General features: G+C 39.1%; 22 protein-coding genes, 1 tRNA gene and 1 other RNA gene. 17 read left to right on the top strand and 7 right to left on the bottom strand.

Going from position 1 to position 25,691, the window contains the following annotated elements; all coding sequences use genetic code 11:
* Positions 1–79: 79 nt before the first annotated feature.
* From H8R91_RS03260 to H8R91_RS03250, 3 genes are all read left to right on the top strand, one after another.
* Positions 80–1,639 (top strand): glycoside hydrolase family 32 protein, encoded by a 1,560-nt coding sequence (locus H8R91_RS03260; protein ID WP_186934848.1) that lies wholly within the window; start codon positions 80–82, stop codon positions 1,637–1,639.
* Between the two features lie 83 nt (positions 1,640–1,722).
* Entirely contained in the window at positions 1,723–2,352 is a 630-nt protein-coding gene (gene upp / locus H8R91_RS03255) for a uracil phosphoribosyltransferase (RefSeq protein WP_370744007.1), read from the top strand.
* Positions 2,353–2,886: 534 nt separating this feature from the next.
* Positions 2,887–2,973 (top strand) — tRNA-Leu (locus H8R91_RS03250).
* A 246-nt stretch (positions 2,974–3,219) separates the two neighbouring features.
* Here H8R91_RS03250 and H8R91_RS03245 read toward each other — a convergent pair.
* The 3 genes from H8R91_RS03245 to H8R91_RS03235 are packed head-to-tail and all read right to left on the bottom strand — an operon-like array spanning position 3,220 to position 4,156.
* On the bottom strand, positions 3,220–3,582 hold the full coding sequence (locus tag H8R91_RS03245) for a relaxase/mobilization nuclease domain-containing protein (protein ID WP_186934847.1): 363 nt from the start codon (positions 3,580–3,582) through the stop codon (positions 3,220–3,222).
* 29 nt (positions 3,583–3,611) lie between these two features.
* On the bottom strand, positions 3,612–3,866 hold the full coding sequence (locus H8R91_RS03240) for a hypothetical protein (RefSeq protein WP_186934846.1): 255 nt from the start codon (positions 3,864–3,866) through the stop codon (positions 3,612–3,614).
* A complete protein-coding gene (locus H8R91_RS03235) occupies positions 3,866–4,156 on the bottom strand; it encodes a plasmid mobilization protein (RefSeq protein WP_436286325.1) in 291 nt (96 codons plus the stop codon). Before H8R91_RS03235 ends, H8R91_RS03240 begins: the two co-directional genes overlap by 1 nt.
* A gap of 599 nt (positions 4,157–4,755) precedes the next feature.
* Here H8R91_RS03235 and H8R91_RS03230 point away from each other — a divergent pair.
* Both H8R91_RS03230 and H8R91_RS03225 read left to right on the top strand, forming a co-directional pair.
* Complete coding sequence (locus tag H8R91_RS03230; RefSeq protein ID WP_186934844.1) at positions 4,756–6,855, top strand: RICIN domain-containing protein; 2,100 nt, start codon at positions 4,756–4,758, stop codon at positions 6,853–6,855.
* Between the two features lie 198 nt (positions 6,856–7,053).
* Positions 7,054–7,395, top strand: a complete 342-nt coding sequence (locus H8R91_RS03225; protein WP_186934843.1) for a hypothetical protein — start codon at positions 7,054–7,056, stop codon at positions 7,393–7,395.
* Positions 7,396–7,472: 77 nt separating this feature from the next.
* On the opposite strand, the gene H8R91_RS03220 is transcribed toward H8R91_RS03225, so the two are convergent.
* Together H8R91_RS03220 and H8R91_RS03215 are read right to left on the bottom strand one after the other, a co-directional pair.
* Entirely contained in the window at positions 7,473–8,780 is a 1,308-nt protein-coding gene (locus H8R91_RS03220; RefSeq protein ID WP_243237726.1) for a sensor histidine kinase, read from the bottom strand.
* A 13-nt stretch (positions 8,781–8,793) separates the two neighbouring features.
* The gene (locus H8R91_RS03215; RefSeq protein WP_186934841.1) at positions 8,794–9,507 is read right to left on the bottom strand and encodes a LytR/AlgR family response regulator transcription factor; all 714 of its coding nucleotides are present in this window, start codon (positions 9,505–9,507) and stop codon (positions 8,794–8,796) included.
* 180 nt (positions 9,508–9,687) lie between these two features.
* Here H8R91_RS03215 and H8R91_RS03210 point away from each other — a divergent pair, with 180 nt between their 5' ends.
* The 5 genes from H8R91_RS03210 to H8R91_RS03190 are packed head-to-tail and all read left to right on the top strand — an operon-like array spanning position 9,688 to position 16,457.
* Positions 9,688–14,472, top strand: coding sequence for a phosphatidylinositol-specific phospholipase C domain-containing protein (locus H8R91_RS03210; protein ID WP_186934840.1), 4,785 nt, complete (start codon positions 9,688–9,690; stop codon positions 14,470–14,472).
* On the top strand, positions 14,462–14,965 hold the full coding sequence (locus H8R91_RS03205; protein WP_186934839.1) for a hypothetical protein: 504 nt from the start codon (positions 14,462–14,464) through the stop codon (positions 14,963–14,965). Before H8R91_RS03210 ends, H8R91_RS03205 begins: the two co-directional genes overlap by 11 nt.
* Positions 14,966–15,008: 43 nt before the next feature.
* Positions 15,009–15,620, top strand: coding sequence for a hypothetical protein (locus tag H8R91_RS03200; RefSeq protein ID WP_186934838.1), 612 nt, complete (start codon positions 15,009–15,011; stop codon positions 15,618–15,620).
* Positions 15,621–15,627: 7 nt separating this feature from the next.
* Complete coding sequence (locus tag H8R91_RS03195; protein ID WP_186934837.1) at positions 15,628–15,924, top strand: hypothetical protein; 297 nt, start codon at positions 15,628–15,630, stop codon at positions 15,922–15,924.
* A 2-nt stretch (positions 15,925–15,926) separates the two neighbouring features.
* Complete coding sequence (locus H8R91_RS03190) at positions 15,927–16,457, top strand: HdeD family acid-resistance protein (protein ID WP_186934836.1); 531 nt, start codon at positions 15,927–15,929, stop codon at positions 16,455–16,457.
* Between the two features lie 149 nt (positions 16,458–16,606).
* Here the strand turns inward: H8R91_RS03190 and H8R91_RS03185 are convergent, their stop codons facing one another.
* The gene (locus tag H8R91_RS03185) at positions 16,607–17,989 is read right to left on the bottom strand and encodes an MATE family efflux transporter (RefSeq protein WP_186934835.1); all 1,383 of its coding nucleotides are present in this window, start codon (positions 17,987–17,989) and stop codon (positions 16,607–16,609) included.
* 190 nt (positions 17,990–18,179) lie between these two features.
* Here H8R91_RS03185 and feoB point away from each other — a divergent pair, with 190 nt between their 5' ends.
* The 6 genes from feoB (at position 18,180) to H8R91_RS03155 (ending at position 23,639) form a co-directional block, all read left to right on the top strand.
* On the top strand, positions 18,180–20,564 hold the full coding sequence (gene feoB, locus H8R91_RS03180) for a ferrous iron transport protein B (RefSeq protein ID WP_186934834.1): 2,385 nt from the start codon (positions 18,180–18,182) through the stop codon (positions 20,562–20,564).
* A 12-nt stretch (positions 20,565–20,576) separates the two neighbouring features.
* Positions 20,577–20,717 (top strand): FeoB-associated Cys-rich membrane protein, encoded by a 141-nt coding sequence (locus tag H8R91_RS03175; protein WP_117704606.1) that lies wholly within the window; start codon positions 20,577–20,579, stop codon positions 20,715–20,717.
* A 153-nt stretch (positions 20,718–20,870) separates the two neighbouring features.
* Entirely contained in the window at positions 20,871–21,341 is a 471-nt protein-coding gene (locus H8R91_RS03170; protein WP_186935004.1) for a flavodoxin, read from the top strand.
* A gap of 17 nt (positions 21,342–21,358) precedes the next feature.
* On the top strand, positions 21,359–21,670 hold the full coding sequence (locus tag H8R91_RS03165) for a hypothetical protein (protein ID WP_186934833.1): 312 nt from the start codon (positions 21,359–21,361) through the stop codon (positions 21,668–21,670).
* Between the two features lie 86 nt (positions 21,671–21,756).
* Positions 21,757–23,112 (top strand): sodium-dependent transporter, encoded by a 1,356-nt coding sequence (locus H8R91_RS03160; RefSeq protein WP_186934832.1) that lies wholly within the window; start codon positions 21,757–21,759, stop codon positions 23,110–23,112.
* A 167-nt stretch (positions 23,113–23,279) separates the two neighbouring features.
* Entirely contained in the window at positions 23,280–23,639 is a 360-nt protein-coding gene (locus H8R91_RS03155; RefSeq protein ID WP_186934831.1) for a helix-turn-helix domain-containing protein, read from the top strand.
* Between the two features lie 390 nt (positions 23,640–24,029).
* Here the strand turns inward: H8R91_RS03155 and rnpB are convergent.
* Positions 24,030–24,376, bottom strand: an RNA gene (rnpB, locus tag H8R91_RS03150) — RNase P RNA component class A.
* A 119-nt stretch (positions 24,377–24,495) separates the two neighbouring features.
* Between rnpB and H8R91_RS03145 the strand changes: the two genes are divergently transcribed.
* Positions 24,496–25,668, top strand: coding sequence for an NAD(P)-dependent malic enzyme (locus H8R91_RS03145; RefSeq protein ID WP_186934830.1), 1,173 nt, complete (start codon positions 24,496–24,498; stop codon positions 25,666–25,668).
* Positions 25,669–25,691: the final 23 nt, after the last annotated feature.

The raw sequence follows: 25,691 nt of genomic DNA, 5'->3' as shown, positions 1-25,691 counted from the left end.
TTGTGAAGTATTGACAAATATAAATACTGATAATATAATTAAATTGTTATTAATATTACTGATTTTTCAAGGTGATAAAATGGAATTTTTATGTGATACTAATTATATATTGTTCCCGACAAGCGATAACGCACAAAATAAAAGGCTGTATTTTTATATTGACAATGAACTCGTTTATGATATAGTTTTAAAACTTGACAATGCTTCTCCCGATTATAAATTTCCTGTTAATATGAGAAGATTTAAGGGTAACAAGGTGAAAATTATATCCAATCCTATGATGAATATTTGCTTTGATAAAGCCGATAAAATACAATTCGATTATGACGGAAAATACAGACCCTCGGTGCATTTTACAGCCGCCAAGGGTTGGATAAATGACCCGAATGGACTTGTGTATGCAAACGGAAAATATCTAATGTATTTTCAGCACAATCCGGTTGCCACAACATGGGAAAATATGCATTGGGGTGGCGCAGTAAGTGATGACCTTATACATTGGCAGGAAATCGGAGATGTACTTTTTCCCGATAAAGACGGCACAATGTTTTCGGGCAGTGCAATAATTGACAAGAAAAATCTGACAGGATTACAGAGAGGTAATGAGCCTGCAATCTTATATTTTTATACTTCTGCGGGAAATACATCAGAAACCTCTAAAGGCAAACCGTTTACACAATGTCTTGCTTACAGTAATGACGGCGGCAAAACGCTGATTAAATATGACAAAAATCCTATAATTAAAAATATTATAAAAGAAAACCGTGACCCTAAAGTAATATACTGTGAACCTGATGACAGTTATATTATGGTGCTGTTCCTTGACAGTCACAGCTTTGCGATTTTAAAATCCAAAAATCTGCTTGATTGGTCGCAAATACAGGAAATTACATTACCCGACGATGGGGAATGTCCCGACTTTTATCCACTTTGCGCAGACGGCGACAGCAAAAATATTAAATGGATATTTTCAGCCGCCTCCGACAGGTATTATATCGGCTCGTTTGACGGCAATAAATTTATTATTGAAACCGAACAAAAAAGACTGAATTTCGGTAATGCGTCATATGCCGCTCAATCCTGGTCGGATATACCTAACGGCAGACGAGTGAGAACTGCTTTTGCGTCATTTGTAATACCGAATAATCCGTTTGGCAGTTGTCTTAACATACCGCAAAATATGACTATAAAAACAATTAACGGTGAACCGTATCTATCGGCATTGCCTGTAAAAGAATTTGAAACGCTTTATAAAAACAGAGATGTCAAAACCGATGTTGTGATTAATTCGGATATGCCGTTTATTAAGAGTATTCAAAGCAAAGCCTGCGATATTTCTGTTTCTGCAAGTGCAGAAAAATCTTTTTCTTTGGAGCTTTTCGGTCTTAAAATATCTTTTAATGCAGATGATAAAATATTGCAGTGTCTTGATAAATCCGCACCGCTTAAATGTGAGAACGGCACAGTAGATTTGAGAATAATTTTCGATACTTTATATACTGAAATTTTCGCCGACTTCGGCACTGTATTTATGGGTATGACATATATCGCCGACAGTAATCTGAACAGCTTGAGTATCGAATCAAAAAACGCAATAATTCACAATATAAGTGTTTCCGAGTTAAATTCAATTCACTAAAAATTTTATTTACTGCTTGAATATATTTAGAAAATGTGATATTATATATAAAGTTTATAAAATATTAAAAAATACGGAGGAAAATTATGTCTGTTTCATATATGACACACCCGCTTATCCGACACAAAATCACATTGCTCAGAAAAGAGAGCACATCTACAAACGAGTTTAGAAAACTTGTTGAAGAGATTGCTATGCTTATGGGATACGAGGCACTTTCTGACCTTGAAACACAGGAAATTAATATTAAAACTCCGCTTGAAGAGTCAAAACAGCCTGTAATTTCAGGTAAAAAACTTGCCGTAGTACCGATTTTAAGAGCCGGTCTTGGTATGGTAAACGGTATTCTCGCACTTGTACCGTCAGCAAGAGTAGGTCACATCGGACTTTATCGTGACCCTGTCACTCACGAGCCTCACGAATATTACTGCAAACTTCCCGAGCCGATCGACCAAAGACAGATTGTTGTTGTAGACCCTATGCTTGCAACAGGCGGTTCGGCAGTTGCCGCTGTAGATTACATCAAAGAGCACGGCGGTCAAAAAATTAAATTTATGTCAATTATCGCAGCACCTAAGGGCGTTGAAACCCTTATGAAAGCGCACCCTGACATTCAGCTTTATGTTGGAGCACTCGATCGTGAGCTTGATGATAACGCATACATTCGTCCGGGCCTTGGTGATGCCGGCGACAGAATTTTCGGTACTAAATAATAAAAAACGCTGATAAATATAGGAGTAGCCATAAAAAACCGACCTACAAAAAGTTAGATTTTCAGTCTAACTTTTTGGGGCGGCTCAAATTTACGGTTACTCCTTTTTATGACAGAGCAACTGCCTTCAAAGCAGTAGGTCAATTTTCTTTGATATAATATAGTGTATAATGATACTGACCTGACAGCATATATAGTTATACACAGAAATTGGAATGATATTTATTCTCACGGTCTAAGTTATATTTGATTAAGGCGGACAGCATTTTTGTGCTGTCTGCTGTAAAACAAAATATAAAAATCTCGCCTATCCGATTGACTTTTATTAATTGATTTGATATAATAATTCTGTTGGCATAATATTTTTTAGTATTGCTAATTTGTCACAAGAACACAAATTAATAGATATGCAGGTATGGCGGAATTTAAGTGAGTATCCAAATCTGTGATTTGGCAATACGAACTTATGCAAAATCTATTTTAATAGATTTTGTAGGCAGACTAACCTGTCGCAAGAACACAAATTAATAAATATGCAGGTATGGCGGAATTGGCAGACGCGTATGGTTCAGGTCCATATGAAAGCAATTTCATGCAGGTTCAAGTCCTGTTACCTGCACCAAACGAAAATAATCCGAACCTTAAACCAATCGGTGAAAGGTTCGGATTTGTCTATTATTTCCAATATCCTAACTTTAACAGCAAAATCAATAAATACATTGTTTATGAGATTTGAATCAAGGCAGAGAGTTTACACATATACTCTCTGCCTTGATTTTATGCTATATTTTTATGATTTGGTTGATTTTCTTTTTCCCGCTGACCGTCAGGTGTCGTGTAAGTTATATATTTATATCTGTCAATCCATTTAACACAGTATCCCAATATTCTCGATAAATTTTTCTTTGCTCTGGCTATGAACAACCGCCATATCTATAGCGTTCATAAGTCGGAGCTTTTTACTGTCACCACGAATTGCAGTCCTATATTCTCGTTGATTCATTGAGCGTTGTTTCGGTTTCTGATAGGGCGTTAATACTTCAAGCACGAACTGCTGACATATTTGATCCGAACGATTCCGCAGTTCTTCCAAGCCTTTCTCATTTATCTGAATCTTTAATCCCGTTTCGCTGTTCACAGAATTTACAACAAAGTGATTATGCCAATGGTCACGGTCGATATGCGTAGCCACGACTACCTCAAATCCTTCAAAGGCTTTTGCCGTTTCCAAACCTATCTGATGTATCTGCTGAGGAGTTGCTACGCAATCGGCTTGAAGGATTGCACATACTGTTTGAAGAACACGCCTTTTGCTTTATTGAAACGATGTTTTGTCGCCAAAAATTCATTGAAAGCGGCTTTCGGAATACAATTCTGACCGCTGACAAGCTTATATGAACGGTCATTCTCCCTGTCATAAAACATAGTTTTCTTATCCTGCATTACATAATCAAGAACTCTTTTCATTGCCGTTGCAGTTTGCGTTTTTTCGGAAATAGCTACAAAGGTTGCCATTACGAACACCTCCTTGCTATCTCATCAAGCATAACAACAGCGTTTGAATATTGTTCTTTCAAATCCGATAGCTCAGGACAGATAATTTTGCCCATATTGCAAATAGTCGTAAGCTGATTAAGATTTCTGCCGATTGCTTTAACCTCTTTAAGAATTTCGGGTAATCCGTCAACAATCGTTATTTGCTTATTCAATGCCGAGTGTGTGACAAATTTAGTAAAATTCATACTTGCCTTATCCGCTTTTGATTTTATTAGATTGTATTCGTTTTCACAAAATCTCAATGCCACCAGTTTGTTTTTAGTAATTGTTTTGGTTGTAATCCTCTCTTTCTGTAAAATAAGGGGTTCGGGGATTCCCCGACAAGCGTTTGTATATCGGCTGCCGTATTGCGGCGGTCGTATATACAAACAATATGTTTGCCTATCCCAACGGGATAGTATTCTACTGCTATCATACAGCAACAACTCCTTTCAATGATATATAAAAACCCCTGCGTAAATACTGTATAGATATACCTTGACAGTATCCACGCAGGGATTTGTTTTGCGTTTATGCATTTGTCAAAGAGCACTTACAGCAGAAAAACAATTTGAGTGAGCATTTATTTTACCGGAGATTGCGCCCTGCATCAAGGCTCATTTCTGAAAAATAGTTACTAAATTTTTATATGATTATTGCATTTTAATATTAAATGTGATAGAATTAAATTGCGACATAAACTTTATATTTTCATCTATACAAGTGTGTATTTTTATTTCGGTAAAAATGCATGCTCTATTAAGCATACTTGTATTAGATGTTTAAGTTTGTGTCGCAGCAATCGGAGCAGTGCGTTTTTCGTGCGTGGCTTCGGCTGCGCACTTTTTATTTTAGGGGGCATAAATTAATGAAACAAAAACTAAGAAAAATCACATCAGTATTGCTTGTGGTGATTATAATAAGTGTAATTACTATGTCACCAATCACGGCAAGCGCATTGACTCAATCGGAATTTGACAGTAAACTAAATTCACTTCGCTCAAAATATCCAAATTACAGTACATGGTATAGCTCCTTTGATGGCGGTTCACAATGCTTTGGTTTTGCACGATTAATGGGATATGAAGTGTTTGGCTCTTATCCTTCTACTTGGTCGGTATCATATGATTTCAACAGCGTAAAAGCAGGGGATATTGTACGTTACGGAAACAATGGAAGTGGCGGTCACTCCATATTTGTAACGAGTGTATCTGGAAGTACAATAACATTTGTTGACTGTAACGGAAATGGAAATGTAACAAATGGTGTATGGATACCAGATAAGTGTGTTGTAAAATGGGACAATACGACCACTATAGGAAGTAGTTTATTTGGATATAGTTTTTCTTATATCAGAAAAAGCCCGGGGATTGAAACTGGCAACAATCCAGTAGATTTAGGCACTGATTTTTTTGCTTTAATAATGAACAAAGCAATGTGGAAACCATTAACTGTTGAGCAGAACAAAAATGTAGATATAAAATGTGGTAAATATTATGATTGTCCTGACCAGATTTGGAAATTTGAAAGACAGTCTGATGGTAGTTATAAAATCATAAGTGCATCAAATCAAGATTGTTTAGATGTTGATGGTGCTTCAACATCTCCTGGAGCAAATGTCCAGGCTTTTGTCGATCATGGTCATGATGCTCAACGATGGTATGTTATTGAGCGTAATGGCGGTGTTGTTCTTAAGTCTAAAATATCAAATTGTGTTCTGGAAGTTAACGGAGGAAATGCGACAGATGGAACTAATGTACAGATGAACATAGAAAATGATTCTGATGCTCAAATTTTTTCAATTTATAAGGTTGACTCTAATTCGTTTGCGTTAAATATTGGTAATGATTTTACGGCACCAATTTTTAATTTATATCATTGGTTACCAATTGAGAATGATGAAAACAATAATGTTGTTATAGGACACGAAAACGGCACGGCGAATCAGGTTTGGCGATTTTTAAGACAGACTGATGGTTCATATAAAATTGTTTCTTGTTTAGATGGAAAGTGCTTGGATGTTCAAGGTGCATCATACGAAGGTGGAGCAAATGTTCAAGTTTTTACAGACCATTCTCACGATGCGCAAAGATGGTATATTTTCTCTTATAACGGCGGATATATGTTACAGTCAAAACTATCTGGCTTATTTTTAGATTTATATCAATGTATACCTGACGAAGGCAATAACATTGATTTGTGGAGTAGGAATTATAGCGAATCTCAAATTTTTTCATTTTATAACGGAGAAGAATGTAAGTTAAGCTCGCCTGTGTTAAATGTTAATGTTGATTCCAAAAATATTAAATTCTCTTGGAATAATGTTTACGGAGAGAATTATTATAATTTGAGGATTTGGAATGAAAAGCACTGGGAAAATGACAGCTATTTGAATCTTTGGAATATTCCTGCAAATAAAACGGAAACCGACATTCAGCTTCCAGCAGGTAATTTTGAAGCGTATGTGGATACTGGTAATTATTATGATGTAAGGATGAGTAATGTCGTTTCGTTTACAGTAAAACCTAAAATTAATACAAGAATTATGAATAATAAATCAGTAGTTTTTAATTGGGATGAAGTGTTAAAAGCTAAGTCTTATAATCTTGAAATAATAAATAAATCAAACAATGGAGTCATATCTAAAAATAATTTGACTGAAAATAGTTTTATAACATTTCTTGATAGCGGAAAGTACTCTGTTAGAATTATATCGGATAATAATGTTGTATCTGATAGTATGGATTTTGAAATCGAGTATAAAGATCAGTTAATTGGAGATGTAAATAGCGATGGAATAGTAAGCATTGCAGATGCCACCGAACTTCAAAAACATCTTGCAAACATCATAGATTTTGATGATGAACAGCTTGCTGTTGCAGATACAAACGGCGATGGAAGTGTTTCAATAGCAGATGTGACACAAATTCAGAAATATCTTGCACAACTTATCCCCTCACTCGGATAACACTTTAAAAAATCCTATCTGGCTATTGCAGTCAGATAGGATTTTTTAATACATATCAAATATATTGACAATTATGTTTATATGCGCTAATATTCACTTGATGTGAAAACTTTTTGCGAATACTTTTCCGATGTTTCCGAAAAAAGAAAAGATAAAATTTATATACCCGATAATAATGGATTTTACGAAACTAATAATATGAAATTCAGTACGAAACCGAATAATGAAGTTCACGATGATAAGCATCTTTGGGACAGAGATTGGGATGTGCAGCACAAATTTAAAGAGAAGTTTGTGCTTATATCAACTGAATACGCTTTTACAAGTAAAGAACAATCCGACTGTTTGATTTCAGAATTTCAAAAATTCGGCAAATATAAACTTGCAAAAACTGTTGGACACACTTGGTTTGAGTGCAACGATTCAAGTAATATAATTTCAGCTTTTAACAAAATATTAAAATCTTCACAAAATCATAATAAACGATTTTTACCGGAAAATTTAAAAAACGGTTTTTGCGGTAAGGATAAGGGGATATGAATAAAATTCAGTATTTAAAATTAAAAAGCACAGGCTTTTCAAAATAACGAAAGTCTGTGCTTTTTATTTTCCTGCAACTATTTACTTTTTCCTCTAAGCATTACATCGGCGGTGAAGATGCCGTCTTTTTGCGTGAAACGGCAGTAGCCGCCGCCCTTTTCGGCTATGCGGCGGACGGATTGTGTGCCGATGCCTTCGCCGCTGTGTTTGCTTGATTCAAAAATTCCGTTCTTTTCTTTTACAACTCCGTTGTAGAAGTTTTCTACTTTAATAAGCACTACATTATCCGAGTGCATTCTTGCAAGCACGTTTATTCTTCGTTTGTCGGGTGCGGTTCGCATACTTGCCTCAAGCGCATTTTCAAGCAAATTAGAGAGCACAAGGCAAATATCAATTTCAGATACGGAAAGCTCTTTTGGAAGTTCGAGCTTGAATACACACGGTATTTCCAAATCTTTATACCTATGATAATAATGCCCCGCTACTCCGTCAATCGCATTGTTTTCGCACAGCTTGAGTTCCGAACTCGGAATACTCTTGCTCATTTTGCTTAAATAATTTTCAAGGTCTGCCCAATCTTTTCGTTTAACAAACGAATTAAGAATCGACAGATGATGCCGCATATCGTGACGGGCATGTCGGGTTTCTTCAATCGCCTTATTAAGCGTGTTGTACTGCTCTTGCTGCATATACAGAATTGTGTTTTCCTGCGTGAGCTTGTGATTGTTATTAAGGCTTTTTGCCATTATGTAAAACAGAGCGTAAAAAAGCAAAAGCAAACCGAGCATCGTACAACAGATTACAATATATCCCTGCATAATTCTTCCTGTATGCAGAATGTTTGGATTCCACGGTATTATAAATATGTTTATGGCGATAAAAACAGTGGGCAATATCCAGAACACATACCATGTGTGAGCAATGTTTTCGTCATCTATTAGGTCGCATACTGCGTGAGAGGCAGGGTAAAACGCAAGCATTACAAATATCCAGCAAAAAATATTGAAAACAATTCCGCCCGTAAGCCCGAACCAAGGCTCGATATTTTTAGGATAAACTATTGAGTCAATGGCTCGTGTTATGCTTGCAAGGCAGGCATAAACGCCGCACACGGCAAGTGCAATATTTGCGGATTTCAATATAGATGTCCTAAGCGTTGCGCAGTAGGCAATGGTCATAAGCATAAAGGCAGGCAGGATAAAAGAAATTGTTTTTATTTCAAACGAATAACAAAACAGTCCGCCCACTATGCAAAGCATAAGGAGTGTTGACAGCCAAATTGCCGTCAATGCGCCCATTTTTATTTTTAAATGCTGTTTCATAGGCAGATATGCAAGTAAAGTGCCGGGTATCAGCACGGCAAGCTCAAGCATAGGTCGTAGCATTTCCGTCACAATATCACCTCTTGTTAAAGATAAAATCGGCGAACCGACTTTTTGCGGATTTTGTAAGACTTCGGCTGACCGAAATTCTCACTCCGTTGTTCAGTATAAATTCCGTTCCGTCAAAATCGCTTGCGTAATCAAAATTAAGAATTACTCCACGGTTGCACATAAAAAATCTTTCGTCGCTTTCAAGCTGTTTGCTGAACTCCGCAAATGTACTGCGAACCACGGTGGTTGCACAGTCGCTTTTGTATATGTTGATGCAGTGCTTAAAATGTTCGGCGTAGATTATTTCATTCAGCCTGATTCTCTGTGTGCCGCCTATTACTTTTACTTCTATATATTTGTCCGATGACGGCAGGCGGTTTAAAATATCCGTAAATGCAATTTTAAGTTCATCTGTCGTATATGGTTTGACAAGGTAGTCAAATGCCCTTACTTTAAAGCCCTCGAGTGCATAGTCCGACGAAGTGGTTGTAAAAATCAGGATACATTCCTTATCAAATTCCCTAAGCAGTTTTGAAATTTCTATTCCGTTTTCTTTATCTATGTAAATATCCATAAATGCAACTTCAAATGCTGTTTGCTTTGAGGCATTTATAAAATCAATTCCTTTTTCAAATTCGTATATTTCTCCGTTAATGCTATTATCCGAAAGTAACTTGTTAAGCCTGCTTATCAGCAATTGTCTGTCACTTTTCAGATCGTCAATAACAGCAATGCGCATTGTAATCCCCTCGGTATGATATAACTATATTCAACATTGTACCACATTTTTTTGTAAAAATCTTGTCTTTGCGTATCAATTTGTGACGGATTTCTGCAATTCGTGCTATTTGTATAGAATAAACCGCAAAATATAGGTATAATTATAAAAAATAAAAATATTGTTAAAGAAGGGAAACAAATGAACAAAGCAATCAGACTGACTAAATCGTTCACGGCACTGCTGCTCACAGCGATTATTACGCTCGGCACTTTTGCAGTGACTGCAAATGCGGCAGAGCTAAAAAGTATGGATGCCTCAAAATCGGCAAAGTTTGATACAGCCAAGCTGTATTATATTTATCTTAATTTGCCTGATAATGACACCGATAAGCCGCTTGCCCGCAACGAGTTCCGTTGGAACATCAACGGTACAGGATATGGAGCAAATGTAGCTCATCTTGATTATCTCGGCGGTAAGCAATGTAAGATGAAGCTTCAGCAAAAAGATGATTATTACGGTATAAAATGTGATGATTTTAAAAAATGGCTCGATGTTGAACATAAAAAGTCGGAGGTAGGTAATGTTATTCATCAATGGGACGACACATTGAAAAATGATAATCAATATTTCAGATTTGAGCCTGTACCGAACAAAGCAGATACATACTACATAATTGCTAAAATTACCGACCAAAAAAACAACAATCTTTATGTCGGTACGGAGAATAATGCTTATAAACAAGAATCAAAAATTGCATTGACATCTAAAAAAACAGAGTGGGTTGTTAGGGCTACGGACGATGTATCCGAAAATTTCGGAGAACAGCAGATTCCCGGCGGAGATTCCAATAAAATAAGGCCGCAGGAAAACGCTCCTGTTTTTATGCTTTATCCAAAAGATTATATCAGTGATGTAAATGTAAATAATGACGCAAAAGTTGAAGGTAATTGCCTGCAGCTTTATTACACCGGCACAACTCCTAAAATTACTGCGGAATGGGTCAGCTCAAGAAGAGCTTACAGACTGAGAAGTTATGATATTAACGAGAATGTTCCGTATAACATTTATGATCCGTCACTCTCGTATGACGCCGTATGGGATGTAGACGGTACGAATAACCCCGATAAGGCTGTTATTCATGTTTGGGAAAATTTAGGCGACAATCATTTGAGTCAGCTTTGGAGATTTATTCCTGTTGATTCCGAAGCTAATGTTTATTACATTTATAATGTAGGCAACAAGCTGTATCTTTCGATTGAGGGATATGAAAATAAAAACGATAACAATGATGTAAAACTTATTCTTTCCAAAAAAGCTTTTAAGTGGGATTTGAAATTTCTTAACATGAATTCATTAAATTCATATACTGCCGAAGATGTAAAAAACAAAACCGATAAAAGCTATGCAATAAACAGCGGCAATTGGATGTCACATTTGCCTGATGATATGTATCTTTCAGAGGTTAATATGCCCGGAACGCATGACACAGGCGCAACTTATATGACTGATGTCGCAGAACAACTCTCAATCGTATGTTGTCAGCGGCTTTATCCTGACGAACAGCTTAATTCGGGAGTAAGAGCATGGGATATAAGAATTAACAGAAAAGAATCAATTAACGAAAACAGTAATCCTACTATTATTCACGGAGAAAATTTTTACACCTGCCACAACAGGGACGGCAGTGATATGACTCTGCGTAATATAATGGACACTGCCAAGGATTTTCTTAAAGAACATCCTTACGAAACTGTCGTGATGACCTTGAAAGGAGATTCAAACGGCAGCGACGAAATTATCGGTGATATTGTTTTAAAGCAATATCTGAATAATAAAAATTATCCGATTTACAAACCGCAGAAGGGCGGAAGTGAGTATTCGCCTAAGCTCAAGGATGTAAGAGGAAAAATTGTATTTATTCGCAGACTTGATTTTTCGGACAGTTACATAAAAAAAGCAGAAAGCAAAGATTTAGGCTTTTCTGTAATGGACGCTTTCGGTATGGATGCAAGCAGATGGGACGATAATGATTATTCTCTTAATAAAAATGCCGTTCGTGTAGGAAACAGCAATATTTATGTACAGGATAATTACGGCGAGCGCGACGCAGATACAAAACTCCTTTATTTTTACAGCACAATTTCCGATGCTACTAAGAATAAATATACCGAGCAAGGAAATTATCTTTTTAACTATTCGGGTGCTAAGGATAATATTAATCAGCCAAGAATAGTAAACAGGTCGCTTATGGAGGACAGCTTTTTGTCACAGCCTGCCACATCAAGCGCTATACAAAGCATTGGTTTTGTTATGGCAAACTATATTGACGCAAAACTAAGCGAAAGAATTTATATGACAAACTTTGTATCCCAACACACTCATACATATAATGAAAAGGGCTTTTGCACAATTTGCGGTCAGTATCAGCCTGCCGTTTATAATAAGAGCACCGATGTGTATACGATAAACAACGCAGGTCAGCTTTTCTGGTTCTCATCACTTGTAAACGGCGACCACAGCTATGCTGATTTTGATAAGCAAAATGCAGGTGCAAACGCAGAACTTGCCGCAAACATTGACCTTGAAAATAAGGAATGGGCGCCTGTCAATAATTATAAAGGCAATTTTAACGGCAAAGGACACAGTATTTTAAATCTTAATATAAGCAAGGCTTCAGATTACACAGGACTTTTCGGTTCTGTAAACGATGGCAGTGTTTCCGATATTACGGTTTACGGCGACATTACAGTCAAAAATTCCGCAAGTCATATCGGCGGTGTTGTCGGCTACATTAATTTGGGTTCTGTCAAAAATGTAGTTTCTTATGTAAATATAAATAATGACAAATACGGTTCGCAGGTAACGCACGCAGGCGGCATTATCGGCTCTGTAGGAAATGATAAAACAGATATTGAGAAATGTATGTACTACGGAAGCATTCACCTCAATAATTCTTCCGATTGTATCGGCGGCGTAATAGCTTACTCAAACGGCGGCGCAAGAGTTAAAAACTGCGCAAACTCAGGCACAGTTACAGCAACGCAAAGCGGCGCATATGTCGGCGGTATTCTCGGCTACCTTAACAATACAAACCCGACAATCGAAAACTGTTACAATTACACAAAGATAAGCGATAATGACAGCGGCAGACATTGCGGCGCAATTATCGGTTGGGCAAGGAATTTTAACAAGTCGAATATCGCAAACAATTATTACAACAAAGATACGGGAAACACTCCGTTCGGTACAGACAGCAAGTTGGGGTTATCGGCAAACGAAAAAACAATTTCCGAATTTAAGTGCGGTGAAGTTGCTTTTAAACTCAACAACGGTGTTACCGACGGCACACAGGCTTGGTATCAGAACATAGACAACGGTCTTACTCCTGACGATTACCCCGTATTTAACGGCGGTACGGTTTATTATGCGGACTTTGACAATACATATTCAAACTTTGAGAGAACACCCGATGAGTTTGACAAGGACGACGACGGCAGATTTATTATAAAAACCTACAGCGACCTTGTAAAACTTTCACAGGTTGTAAGAACCGATTACAAGCGATACGGCGACAAGAATTATATTCTTGTAAATAATATTTACGCAGATGAAAATTCAAGCTGGGCACAGGGAATCGGCTCTGTTGCTGAAAACAAACCGTTTAACGGCACATTTGACGGCAACGGCTACAGCATAGGCGCACTTAATATTTCCACAGGCGAATACGGCGGACTGTTTGAATTTATCGGAGAAAAAGGCATTGTAAAAGATTTGTTTGTTTATGACTGCGACTTTAAGGGCAGTGCAAAAACAGGCGGCGGAATTGCGGCTGTAAATGACGGTGTGATTGACCATTGCGTAAGCGGTATAAACGCTGTATCGGGTACAATCTTTATCAAAAATTTAAAAATCAACGCATCGGATCTTAACTCGATTCTTAACGCAGATGTCTGCGGCGGTGTTGCGGGTATTAACAACGGTAAAATTACAGGCACACGAAATTGCTCAATCGTAAAGGGCAACGAGTGCGGCGGTATTTCGGCAATTAACACAGGCGAAATTTACGGTTGTGCAAACACAGGCAAGACAGGACTCGATACTTCAACGGTTGCAGGCGGTTTAGTCGGCAGGAACAGCGGCAAAATTGAAAGCTCCTATAACTGCGGCAATGTACTTTGCAAAATCAATTCTGCAAAGGGTTCAATTGTCGGCTTGAACGGCGTTGCGGGAACTGACGGTGTAACAGTCAAGAATGTATTTTACACAGCACAAAATTCACTCAATGCAGTAGGCACGGATTCACAGGCAAAAGCCGACAGTACAAATATTGCATACGAAAGAACGGTTGAAATGGCAAGCGCAAGCCTTGCGGATAAGTTAAACAGTGTTACAGATGACAGTATAAACTTTATTTGCTCTGACTTTAACAGAGGTTATCCGTACATCAAAGGCAACTTCCTAAAGTACAGTGTTAAATCTGTAGGCAGTGGTATTACTCTATCAGGCAATATGCACTCGTCACTCAATGTAAGCTACACTGCTTATTCAACAGATGACGAACAGTATAAAAAATTCGAGTCGCTTATTAAGGACGGAAAAATTCTTGATTTTTACAAGGGCACACTTTCGGACAATAACGGAAACTCTGCATTTGCGGAATTTTGGTGTGACAATAATTTAAAACTCACCTTGCCGGTAAGCGGCAAAAATGTAAGCCTTGCGGTACTTGACGGCGACGGCGGCATAAAATACATAAAGCCCGACTCTTTTGAAAACGGAAAAGCAGTGTTTACATTATCACAGCCGACTGATTTTGCACTTGTGGAAACCTCGTCAAGCGGCGGCAACAACACAGGCAATACACAGATTGACAATACAACAATAAAGACTGGTGCAACCGTGATTTATACAATTTCATTTACGGCTATTATCGCTTTGCTTGCCTTTGCTGTATTGAAGAAAAGAGGACGCATTGAAAAATAAAAAAATATATATTGCAATTATAGCGGCACTTATTGTTGCAATCGGAGCGCTAAGTGCAGTATTAATCTACAATAACATAAACTCTCAACCTGCCGCACCCACACAGGGTGTGGTAGGGGAGATACGCACTGATTGGGATACAGGCATAGACGAAAACTCAAAAGGCAGTGACAATACCGAAAAAACAGGCGTGCAGATACCCGGCTACAGCACTGCTGAAATGAATGCGGGCGATACCTCTCTGCACATCAGTATCGGTAATCCAAAGTCAAACACCTGCGGCTTATACGCAACGCTAAGGCTTTCCGACGGAACTGTGCTTTATAAATCGGATTTGCTTGAACCCGGCAGCGGTCTTACAGATGTACCGCTTTCAAAGTCGCTTGAGAAAGGCGAGTATCAAGCAATGGTTTTGTATGAATGTGTAACTCTTGACGATTCGCATCAAAGACTCAATTCGGCGGAATCGGAGTTCACACTCAAAGTTAAGTAAAATACCGATAAATTCGGTAAAAAATAAAGAAAGAAGTGTTTATATGAAAAAAGTAAAATTTATATCGGCAATTATGGCGGCTATGCTCGCCGCAACAGGCGTGGTTTCCGTATCGGCGGCAACCCTTACAAACGAAAATCCCGATTCTTCCACAGAAGTTACCGCAAGAATTGAGGGTACACAACCGGGAGATGTAAGCTATGTTATTACAATCCCCGATATGGTTGATTTCGGCACTCTTACACAGCCGCAGACAGATACACAGAGCAACAAGTATCTCAACTTTGATGTGACTGCAACAGAGCTTAAACTTAACGATAACAACTTTGTATCTGTTTATATTAACGGTCAGGACATTGACGATAAGTTCTACATTACACAGAAAGACGCAACCAACCCGTTCAAAATTAAGTATGATATTTATTCGGAAAAAGTAAATGACGATAATGTTGCCGACAAAATCGCTATCAATGACGCAGGTGCTCCGGGTGCAAACGGTTTCCACTTTACAACCTTCAGCGCCGATTCACAGGGTCAGGTTCAGGAGGGTACACTTGTACTTAATCAGCAGGCACTCTACGGACAAGACCTTGACGCTATTGCAGGCAATTACAGCGGTACAATGACATTCCACAGCTCAATTGTAACAATATGATTATGAAATGACTGATTTTAAAAAATTGCTTAGCACAATTGCGGTTTGTACGGTGATTGCCGCAGTCTTTATAACGGCTACCGTTTCGGTAACGGCAAGGGATGAGGGCAGTACGCAGATTACGGCTAACATTTTATCACCGACAACTCAACCGTATTCCACAGTCCCGACCGTACCCGTACAGGATAACACGAGTATGGTAACGGGAACACAAACATATTTGCTGATAGCCTTGCTGTTGTGCATTGCATTGCTTGCATTTGTTATATTATTATTTTTTATTCACAATAAACATATGAGGTGACTATGAAGGTATTTAATTGTATTTTGGGTATTTTGACTGTTCTTGCGTCAATTTATTGCATATTTTATCCCGGACTTACATTTCTTAACATCGGTTGGATTGTAACGATAATTCTCGGATTATGGGGAATTTCCACAATTGTTTCGTATGCAGTTTCACGCAACGACGGTAATAATAAAGAAAAAGCTTTAATGGGAACTTTAGGTCTTATAGCAGGCATAGCTGCGGCGGTTGTGTCTGCGCTCGCAATGTTTATGCCCGGCATAAGAGTGATGTTTGATATATTAATCCTTGCGATTTTTGCGGTATGGCTTATTGTAGACGGAATTTCCTCTATAGCAACATCATTCAAGGTTAAAAAATCAGGTTCAAGTGTATGGGTACTTCCGCTTATATGCGGAGTGCTCGTACTGCTTGCAGGCATATACGGAATATTTAATCTTATATTCACAGCGCAAACACTCGGACTGTTTATGGGCATTTTGCTTATGACATACGGTATAAGACTGATTCTTTCGGCATTTAAAAATTAATTTGCTATCCACTCATTTCCCTTATATAAAACAACAGCCTCTCGGTGTTTTTACATCAAGAGGCTGTTGTGCTTTTTATATTTGGTTCCGGAGTAAATGTTGGAGTAATATCGGTAAATTATATTTTAGCAGATTGATTTATCAATCAATTACGCTTTTTCTTTACCCTTATTTGCAAATCTTTTTGACGGTCTGTAGATAATCAACGCTATAAATATCAGCACTGCCGTTGTAGCTAAGCTGACAGGGTAAGCGGTCATTATCGTTACAAAAGTTCTGTTTGCGGTAAATACGGTATTTATCCATATTATTCGCAACACGCATACGCCTACGGTAGTGAGAATTGCAGGAACAAGTGAAAATCCGAAGCCTCTTAAGTATCCCGACATTACCTCATACAGCATTGAGAATATGTAAGCTATAAAAATAATTACAAGTCTTGTATAGCCTATTTCTATTACTTCGGGGTTGTTGTTGAATATTGACAGCAAAAATTTTCCTGTTATAAGCACTATAAGTATTGCCGTGCCCGATGCAATTGCGTCCTCAATAAGGCAGAGGAAAAGAGTTTTTTTACAACGGCCAATCTTATTTGCGCCAAAGTTTTGTCCGACAAATGTTGTGCAAGCCTGACTAAACGAGTTCATTACATTGTAAGCGATAATCTCTATGTTGAATGCCGCACTTGAGGCAGCTATTACGGTAGTGCCGAGGCTGTTAATCGCACCTTGAATTACAATATTCGCAACGGCAAACACCGCACTCTGTATTCCTGCGGGAAGTCCTATCTGCATAATTTTCGCAAAGACTTTTCCGTCTATTCTTAGCTTTTTAAATTCTACTTTTATGTATTTGTCGCTTTTTACGAGCTTTATATAAAGAATGCCTGCGCTCACAACATTTGCAAGCACTGTTGCGGTTGCTACTCCGTTTACCGACATTTTAAGTACGATTACGAAGAACAGATTAAGCAGTACATTCAAAATTCCCGACAGCGTAAGCGCAATAAGCGGCATTTTGGTTTCGCCTATACTTCTGAAAATTGCCGCCTCAAAGTTGTACAGCAGTATGACAGGCATTCCGAGAAAATATATTCGCAAGTACAACAGTGCAAGCTCAAGCACATCATTTGGCACATTAAGCGCCGTAAGAAGTGGCTCGGCTATAAGTTCGCCGATTATCGCAACCAATACACCGCCGATTACCGACACTACCATAGAAGTGTGCACGGCTTTTTGCACCGTCTGTTTGTCATCTCGACCGACAGCGTTTGCTATTACTACATTTGCGCCGAGCGCTATGCCGATAAATAAGTTCAGTATCAGTCCTATGATAGGACTGTTTGCGCCGACTGCCGCTACCGCTGCGGTTTTGTCGGTTTGTGCAAAGTTGCCTACTATTGCTATATCGGACGCATTAAAAAGCTGTTCGAGTATTCCCGTTGCCGCAATCGGCAGGGCAAAAACAGGCAGTTTGTTCCATATACTGCCGTTGAGCATATCAAGTTTTTGCTTTTTTAATTCTTTTTCCATTCAATCCACCTTTTCGTATTCACACATAACATATATATTTCATATATAATAAATTATATTCCTTATTTTTACATTTTTCAACACCTAAGTTGTTGCATATAGACATAAGGTTTATTATAATATAAGGAAAGAAAAATTATGAAATGAAAAAATGAAATGAACATTTGCATTTATAGGGGTGGCATTATTTATGGAAATGGATAAACTAAAGCCAAAACAAAGTGCTTTTATTACAAGGGTTGGCGGTGACGGAGCATTAAGACACCATTTGCTTGATATGGGACTTACACCCGGCACTGAAATTACTTTGCAGAAAATAGCGCCGATGGGCGATCCGATTCAAATTGAAGTGAGAGGCTATGAGCTTACGCTCCGACTTGATGAGGCTAAGAAAATTGAAATTGAAAACATACACGAACGAAAAGTTGTTGCCGACAGCAAACCGCAAAGGCATAAATCTATTCCGCATCCACGAGTAGGCGAGCTTGGCGAGGCAAACGATTATCATATTCACGATGAAAGCAAAGCACTGCCGAAAGACAGCAAACTTACATTTGCGCTTGCAGGAAACCAAAACTGCGGCAAAAGCACTTTGTTTAATCAGCTTACGGGCGCTAATCAGCATGTGGGCAATTTTCCGGGTGTTACCGTAGACAGAAAAGACGGCACAATTAAAAATCACCCTGAGGCAACAGTTACCGACTTGCCGGGTATTTACTCATTGTCGCCGTATTCGAGCGAAGAAATAGTTACACGAGATTTCTTGATAAAAGATAAGCCGAGCGGAATTATAAATATTGTAGACGCCTCAAACCTTGAGCGAAATCTATGCCTTACTATGCAGCTTATGGAACTTGGTATTCCTATGGTGCTTGCGCTGAATATGATGGACGAGGTGCGAGAAAACGGCGGAAGTATCAGAGTAAACGAGCTTGAGCAAATTCTCGGAATACCTGTTATTCCTATTTCAGCCGTAAAAAATGAGGGTATAGACGAGCTTGTAAGTCACGCACTTCATGTGGCAAGATTTATGGAAAAGCCGGGGCGAATAGATTTTTGCACAGACAGTGTAGATAAAAAAGACCCTGTCGGAGCGGTTCACCGCTGCATACACGCCGTAGTGCATATGATAGAGCCTGAGGCAAAGCAATCGGGACTGCCGCTGCGATTTGCCGCAACAAAGCTGATAGAAAACGATGTGCCTATTGAAAAGCTGCTTAACCTGACCGATGACAAAAAGCAGGCATTTGAGCACATTGTATCCGTAATGGAAGATGAAACGGGACTTGACCGAGAGGCCGCCATTTCAAATATGCGATTCAGCTTTATAGAAAAAATGTGTCAAAAAACAGTTGTCCGTCCGCACGAAAGCAAAGAGCATAAGCGAAGTATGAAAATTGACCGATTGCTTACGGGCAGATATACCGCTATTCCTTGCTTTATTGCAATTATGGCACTCATATTCGTTATGACCTTTAACCTTGTGGGCGCATGGCTCTCTGACCTAATGAGTTTAGGCGTAGATTCTGTTATATCGCTTATAGACAACGCACTCACCGCCGTACAGATTAACCCTGTTGTGCATTCGCTTGTTGTAGACGGCATATGCAACGGTGTGGGCAGTGTAATCAGCTTTTTGCCTACAATCGTAACTCTGTTTTTCTTTTTGTCTATTCTTGAGGATACGGGGTATATGGCAAGGGTTGCCTTTGTAATGGATAAGCTGTTAAGAAAAATAGGACTGTCAGGCAGAAGTTTTGTGCCAATGCTTATAGGCTTTGGCTGTTCTGTTCCTGCAATTATGTCAACACGAACACTCTCAAGCGAAAGAGATAGAAAAATGACAATCCTGCTCACTCCGTTTATGAGTTGCAGTGCAAAACTGCCGATTTATTCGCTGATTATAAGCGTATTTTTCCCAAGGCAGTATCAGGCGCTTGTAATGGTGGGGCTATACATATTCGGCATTATTTGTGCCATTATTTATGCTTTGATTTTAAAAAGCACAAAGTTCAAGGGCGAGCCTGTTCCGTTTGTAATGGAGCTGCCTAATTACCGACTTCCATCGGCAAAGAGCGTTGTGCATCTCATTTGGGAAAAGGCAAAGGGATTTATAGAAAAGGCATTTACAATTATTTTTGTAGCGTCAATTATAATTTGGTTTTTGCAGACCTTTGACGCAAGATTTAATGTTGCCGAATCACCCGAACAGAGCCTGCTTGCAATGATTGGCAGCTTGGTTGCTCCTATTTTTGCTCCGCTCGGATTTGGCGATTGGCGAGTATCAACAGCTCTCATTACAGGCTTTACCGCAAAAGAAAGCGTTGTGTCTACACTTACTGTACTTATGGGCGGAAATGCCGAGCTTGTAAGTACATTGTTTACTCCTTTTACCGCCGCTGTATTCCTTGTATTTACTTTGCTTTACACTCCTTGCGTTGCCGCTATTGCAACCGTAAAGCGAGAAATGGGCAGCACTAAGGCGGCTGTCGCAACTGTTATTATTCAGTGCGCAATCGCATGGTGTGTGGCTTTTCTTATTCACGCAGTCGGTCTTGCCTTTGGCTTGGCTTAACGGAGGGCGAATATGGATATACCGAGTATTATAATTTTAGTAATTGTAGCTCTTTTGGTTATTCTCGCCGTAAGAAAAGCTAAAAAGGATAAGATGATTTCAAAGTGTGGCGGTAATTGCTCAGCCTGCACGCTAAAATGCAATAAAAAATAATTTAAGCAAGGCGGTTTAATTTCCGCCTTGCTTTTTTGTGATTACCAAATGGCATAGCAAGCAATTTGAAATAGGCATTAGACATTTGTAAAACAAAGGAGTATAATATAAATACAGTTTAAATACAAGCTGAATTTCTTTGAAAGGTTGATTATAATGAAAAAGTTAATAGCATATTTTTCACCAAGCGGTAACACTAAGGCAATGGCAGAAAAGCTTGCAAAGGCAACAGGCGCAGACTTGTTTGAAATCAAGCCGCAGACGCCTTACACAAGAGCCGACCTCGACTGGACAAACAAAAACAGCCGTTCTTCGGTTGAAATGAACGATAAAAGCTTTCGTCCGCAGATTGCCCAGCTTCCTAACAGTCTTGCAAATTACGATACAATTTTTATCGGTTTCCCAATCTGGTGGTATGTTGCTCCAACAATTATCAACACATTTGTAGAAAATGTTGACTTAGACGGTAAAAAGGTTATTCCGTTTGCAACTTCCGGCGGCAGCGGAATGGGTAAGACTTTGGCAAATCTAAAGCCGAGCTGCCCGGGCGCAAATTGGGTTGAGGGTAAAGTAATCAACGGTATGAGCGAAAAAGCCCTTGCCGATTGGGCAGAAAAGCTCTAATTTAATAAGGTAAAGCTATGGATAGGCTGTATGAGTGTTGGTGCGGCGAAGAAAACTATGACGGCGCACGACCGTGTAATTTTGATTGGGTAAAGCACCTTAGAGAGGAATGTGAAAAGTACAATGTCACTTTTTGCTTTATAGAAACGGGTACTGTGTTTATCAAAGACAGCAAAACTTATCTTATGCCGAAAAAACAGCTTCAAAGCAAGATGGCTTATAAATCTAAAATGAATTTAAGCGAAAAACCGATCGAATGGAAACTTTGCGATAACTTCGGTGACAAAATCCCGAAAAATAAGCTCTATGTGCCATTAAGCGAAAATTAAAATACAGATAAATATTTTACATTATGCTTGACAGTGTATGATTATTTTTTATATAATTGTAACAGTTTGTTTTTAGGAGAGTTTCTATGGAAAGAGAAAGTTTTAAGTCACGGCTTGGATTTATTCTTGTAAGTGCGGGCTGTGCAATCGGTATCGGCAATGTATGGCGATTCCCGTATGTTGCTGGTGAAAACGGCGGTGGTCTTTTTGTTTTGCTCTATCTTATTTTCCTCGTTCTTATGGGTATTCCCGTATTGACAATGGAGCTTGCAGTGGGCAGAGCAAGCCGAAAAAGCGCCGTGCTCGGCTACAAAAAACTTGAAAAGCCAAAAAGCAAATGGCATATTCACGGTTGGTTCTGTATGCTTGGCTGTTATCTGCTGATGATGTACTACACAACCGTTTCAGGGTGGATGACAAGCTATTTTTACAAATTTGCAACAGGCACTTTTGAAAGCGGAATGACCTCTGAGCAAGTCAGCGGTGTATTCTCTCAGTTGCAGTCAAACCCGATTGAAATGGTTATATGGATGGCTATTATTACCATACTCGGCTTTTTGGTGTGCAGCAGAGGTATTCAAAAGGGAATAGAAAAGGTGAGCAAGGTTATGATGATTGCTTTGCTTGTGCTCATTCTCGCACTTGCCGTAAACAGCATTTTGCTTAGCGGTGCAGGCGAGGGACTTAAGTTTTACCTTGTTCCCGATTTTGAAAAAGTATCCGAAATAGGTATCGGCAACATTGTTTCCGCCGCTATGAATCAGAGTTTCTTTACTTTGAGCCTCGGTATTGCGGCTATGGAAATCTTCGGCAGCTATATGTCTAAGAACAATACTCTTCCGGGCGAGTCCGTGAAAATCTGCGCACTCGATACTTTTGTGGCAATTATGGCGGGACTTATTATTTTCCCTGCGTGTTTCTCATACGGAGTTGAGCCCGACCAAGGCCCTGCACTCATATTTATTACTCTGCCGAATGTATTTGTAAATATGGCAGGCGGAAGAATTTGGGGCACACTGTTCTTTTTGTTTATGACATTTGCCTGTTTCTCAACAATCATTGCCGTGTTTGAAAATATTATTTCGTTCTGCATTGATATGTTCGGCATCAGCCGTAAGAAGTCGGTAGTCATAAATGCGGTTATAATTCTGATTGCAAGCCTGCCTTGCGTTTTCGGATTTAACATTTGGAGCGGTTTTGAGTTGTTCGGACAGAATGTTCTCGGTATTGAGGACTTTCTCGTAAGCAACATTCTGTTGCCTGTAGGTTCACTTATTTATCTGCTGTTCTGCGTTACAAAATTCGGTTGGGGATTTGACAATTACCTTACTGAATGTAATACAGGCAAGGGTATGAAATTTGCAAGATTTTTAAAGCCTTATTTCCAATTTGTACTCCCGATTCTTGTGCTTATTGTACTTGTACAGGGCTTTATAAAATAATTTAAAATCAAATCTCCCGATATTGCATTAATCTTGCGTATCGGGAGATTTTTTTGTCTAAACAGTTAGTTAAACCGTAATTCTAAAATTTTCAGAAATATTTTCAGAAAAATTATTGCAATTAGTGCAACTTTTACCTTTTTTGCAATGTAATTGAGGTGATAATTTTGAAAAACATTAAAAACTTTTTTACATTACCAAACGAGGTTTTCTGCCTTATGCTCACTCCGTCCGAGCTTGCCGTTCTAAGCTATCTTGTGCGTTGCAGTGACGATACAGGCATTTGCTATCCGTCTATTCATACAATTGCAACAGCTTGCGCAATGTCAGACAATACAGTACGCAAGTGTGTGCGAAAACTTGAGGACAGAGAGATTATCTCAAAGTCCGGCGGCTTTCGTGCGAGCAAATTCGGCAAGGAGCAGAACACTTCTTTTATATATGAACTCAACCCGAGTTTTTACAACGAAGGTTTTGCAAGAGCAAATCTTGTGGATTATTTTACAAAGAGAAACGCTCAACCTTAAAAAATCAATGCAGTAGGGTGCTTAAAATATTGAGGATAACCGCTTTATTTTTTGCACCTGCCTGCTTCATAATCTGAACCCTAATAAAACTAAATAAAGAAAACTTATTAAAAAATACTAACCGAACATTCGCAGTCGGTCGCCGATTGTGAGTGCTTTTTGTATTTTCTTTTTACTGCAAAATAACAGTGAATTTTATTTGCTGAAAAGCATTATTTTTGAAAAAATTGAGTAAACTTTTTGTTTTTGGGAGGATAATTTAGCCTTAGCTAAATTTCAATGCCCGACCGACACTCCGCTAAACCATAATTTACTAATGCTGACATTCAGAACAGAACGCAAAAAGCAAAAAAAATAAAAACCACTGCAAAAATGCAGCAGTCTTTAAAAAATATGACTGTATCTGTAAGCCGGGTTCTGTCGTGAACAGCTATCTATCTTGGCAGCCCGTTGCCGGAACTGCTCAATGCCACCTCCTAAGGACACGCCGAGCAAGCGTATAATGTCCTACCACGGTGTTGCTTCAAATAGGGTTTACACGGCAGATAACTCTCGCTATCTCCGGTGAGCTCTTACCTCACCTTTCCATCCTTACCACAAAAGTGGCGGTAATTTTCTGTTGCACTATCCCTGGAGTCGCCTCCGGCGGCCGTTAGCCGTTATTTTTGCTCTGTGAAGCCCGGACTTTCCTCGCAAAACGCCTTTCGGCAATTTCCCGCAGCTGTTCAATACACTCATATCTATAATACTATATGATTTTTTGCAAAATGTCAACTTAAATTTTCATAAAATAGCTTGATATATCCGATTTTTCAGTTTATAATAAATAAAGATTTGTAACAAAGGAGAGTTTATAATGGACATAAGACAGAAATCACTCGAAAAGCATTACGAATGGAACGGTAAAATCGAGGTAATATCAAGAGTTCCTATTTCTAATGCCGAGGATTTATCTCTTGCATATACACCGGGCGTTGCCGAGCCTTGCCTTGAAATTCAGAAAGATTACGACAAGTCTTTTGAGCTTACAAGAAGAAACAATCTTGTTGCAGTAGTAACAGACGGTACAGCGGTTCTCGGTCTTGGCGACATCGGCCCCGAGGCAGGTATGCCTGTTATGGAGGGCAAATGCGCTCTCTTTAAAGAGTTCGGCGATGTTGACGCATTTCCTATCTGCGTAAGAAGTAAAGATGTTGACGAAATCGTAAATGCAATTTACCTTATCAGCGGTTCATTCGGCGGTATTAACCTTGAGGATATTGCCGCTCCCCGTTGCTTTGAAATTGAGAAAAAGCTCAAAGAAAAGTGCGACATTCCGATTTTCCACGATGACCAGCACGGTACAGCAGTTATCGTTGCCGCAGGACTTATCAATGCTTTAAAGCTCGTTGGCAAAAAGTTTGAGGATATTAAGGTGGTTATGAACGGCGCAGGCGCAGCAGGCATTGCCATTGCCAAGCACCTTTTAAATATGGGCGTTAAGAACATTATACTTTGCGACAGTAAGGGTATCATCTGCAAGGGTGACGAAAGACTTAATGCCGTTAAGCGTGAAATGGCAGAAATTACTAACCTTGAACATATGACAGGCACACTCGCAGACGCTATGAAGGGCGCAGATGTATTTCTCGGTATTTCAGCCGCAGGCTGTGTAAGCGAAGAAATGGTTGCTTCTATGGCAAAAGACCCAATCCTCTTTGCTATGGCTAATCCTACTCCTGAAATTATGCCTGACCTTGCCAAGAAAGCAGGCGCTGCCGTTGTAGGTACAGGCAGAAGTGACTTCCCGAACCAGATTAACAATGTTCTCGCTTTCCCGGGCATTTTCAGAGGTGCTCTTGACTGCCGTGCAAGCGACATCAACGAAGAGATGAAAGTTGCCGCTTCATTTGCAATCGCTTCACTTGTAAGCGACAGTGAGCTTAATGCCGACTACATTCTTCCCGAGGCTTTCGATAAGAGAATCGGTAAGACTGTTGCCGAGGCTGTTAAAAAAGCCGCTATCGAAACAGGCGTTGCAAGAATTTGATAAATGTATAAATTTACGGGGCT

This window comes from Ruminococcus intestinalis (assembly GCF_014288065.1).
Classification (GTDB): domain Bacteria; phylum Bacillota; class Clostridia; order Oscillospirales; family Acutalibacteraceae; genus Ruminococcoides; species Ruminococcoides intestinale_A.
This window is presented reverse-complemented; position numbering and strand designations above follow the sequence as displayed.

Coding starts and splice junctions, on each gene's coding strand:
- H8R91_RS03260 (WP_186934848.1), top strand. CDS start 80: ATGGAATTTTTATGTGATACTAATTATATATTGTTCCCGACAAGCGAT.
- H8R91_RS03240 (WP_186934846.1), bottom strand. CDS start 3,866: ATGGCAACCTTTGTAGCTATTTCCGAAAAAACGCAAACTGCAACGGCA.
- H8R91_RS03230 (WP_186934844.1), top strand. CDS start 4,756: ATGAAACAAAAACTAAGAAAAATCACATCAGTATTGCTTGTGGTGATT.
- H8R91_RS03225 (WP_186934843.1), top strand. CDS start 7,054: ATGAAATTCAGTACGAAACCGAATAATGAAGTTCACGATGATAAGCAT.
- H8R91_RS03220 (WP_243237726.1), bottom strand. CDS start 8,780: ATGCTACGACCTATGCTTGAGCTTGCCGTGCTGATACCCGGCACTTTA.
- H8R91_RS03215 (WP_186934841.1), bottom strand. CDS start 9,507: ATGCGCATTGCTGTTATTGACGATCTGAAAAGTGACAGACAATTGCTG.
- H8R91_RS03210 (WP_186934840.1), top strand. CDS start 9,688: ATGAACAAAGCAATCAGACTGACTAAATCGTTCACGGCACTGCTGCTC.
- H8R91_RS03200 (WP_186934838.1), top strand. CDS start 15,009: ATGAAAAAAGTAAAATTTATATCGGCAATTATGGCGGCTATGCTCGCC.
- H8R91_RS03195 (WP_186934837.1), top strand. CDS start 15,628: ATGACTGATTTTAAAAAATTGCTTAGCACAATTGCGGTTTGTACGGTG.
- H8R91_RS03190 (WP_186934836.1), top strand. CDS start 15,927: ATGAAGGTATTTAATTGTATTTTGGGTATTTTGACTGTTCTTGCGTCA.
- H8R91_RS03185 (WP_186934835.1), bottom strand. CDS start 17,989: ATGGAAAAAGAATTAAAAAAGCAAAAACTTGATATGCTCAACGGCAGT.
- feoB (WP_186934834.1), top strand. CDS start 18,180: ATGGAAATGGATAAACTAAAGCCAAAACAAAGTGCTTTTATTACAAGG.
- H8R91_RS03175 (WP_117704606.1), top strand. CDS start 20,577: ATGGATATACCGAGTATTATAATTTTAGTAATTGTAGCTCTTTTGGTT.
- H8R91_RS03165 (WP_186934833.1), top strand. CDS start 21,359: ATGGATAGGCTGTATGAGTGTTGGTGCGGCGAAGAAAACTATGACGGC.
- H8R91_RS03160 (WP_186934832.1), top strand. CDS start 21,757: ATGGAAAGAGAAAGTTTTAAGTCACGGCTTGGATTTATTCTTGTAAGT.
- H8R91_RS03145 (WP_186934830.1), top strand. CDS start 24,496: ATGGACATAAGACAGAAATCACTCGAAAAGCATTACGAATGGAACGGT.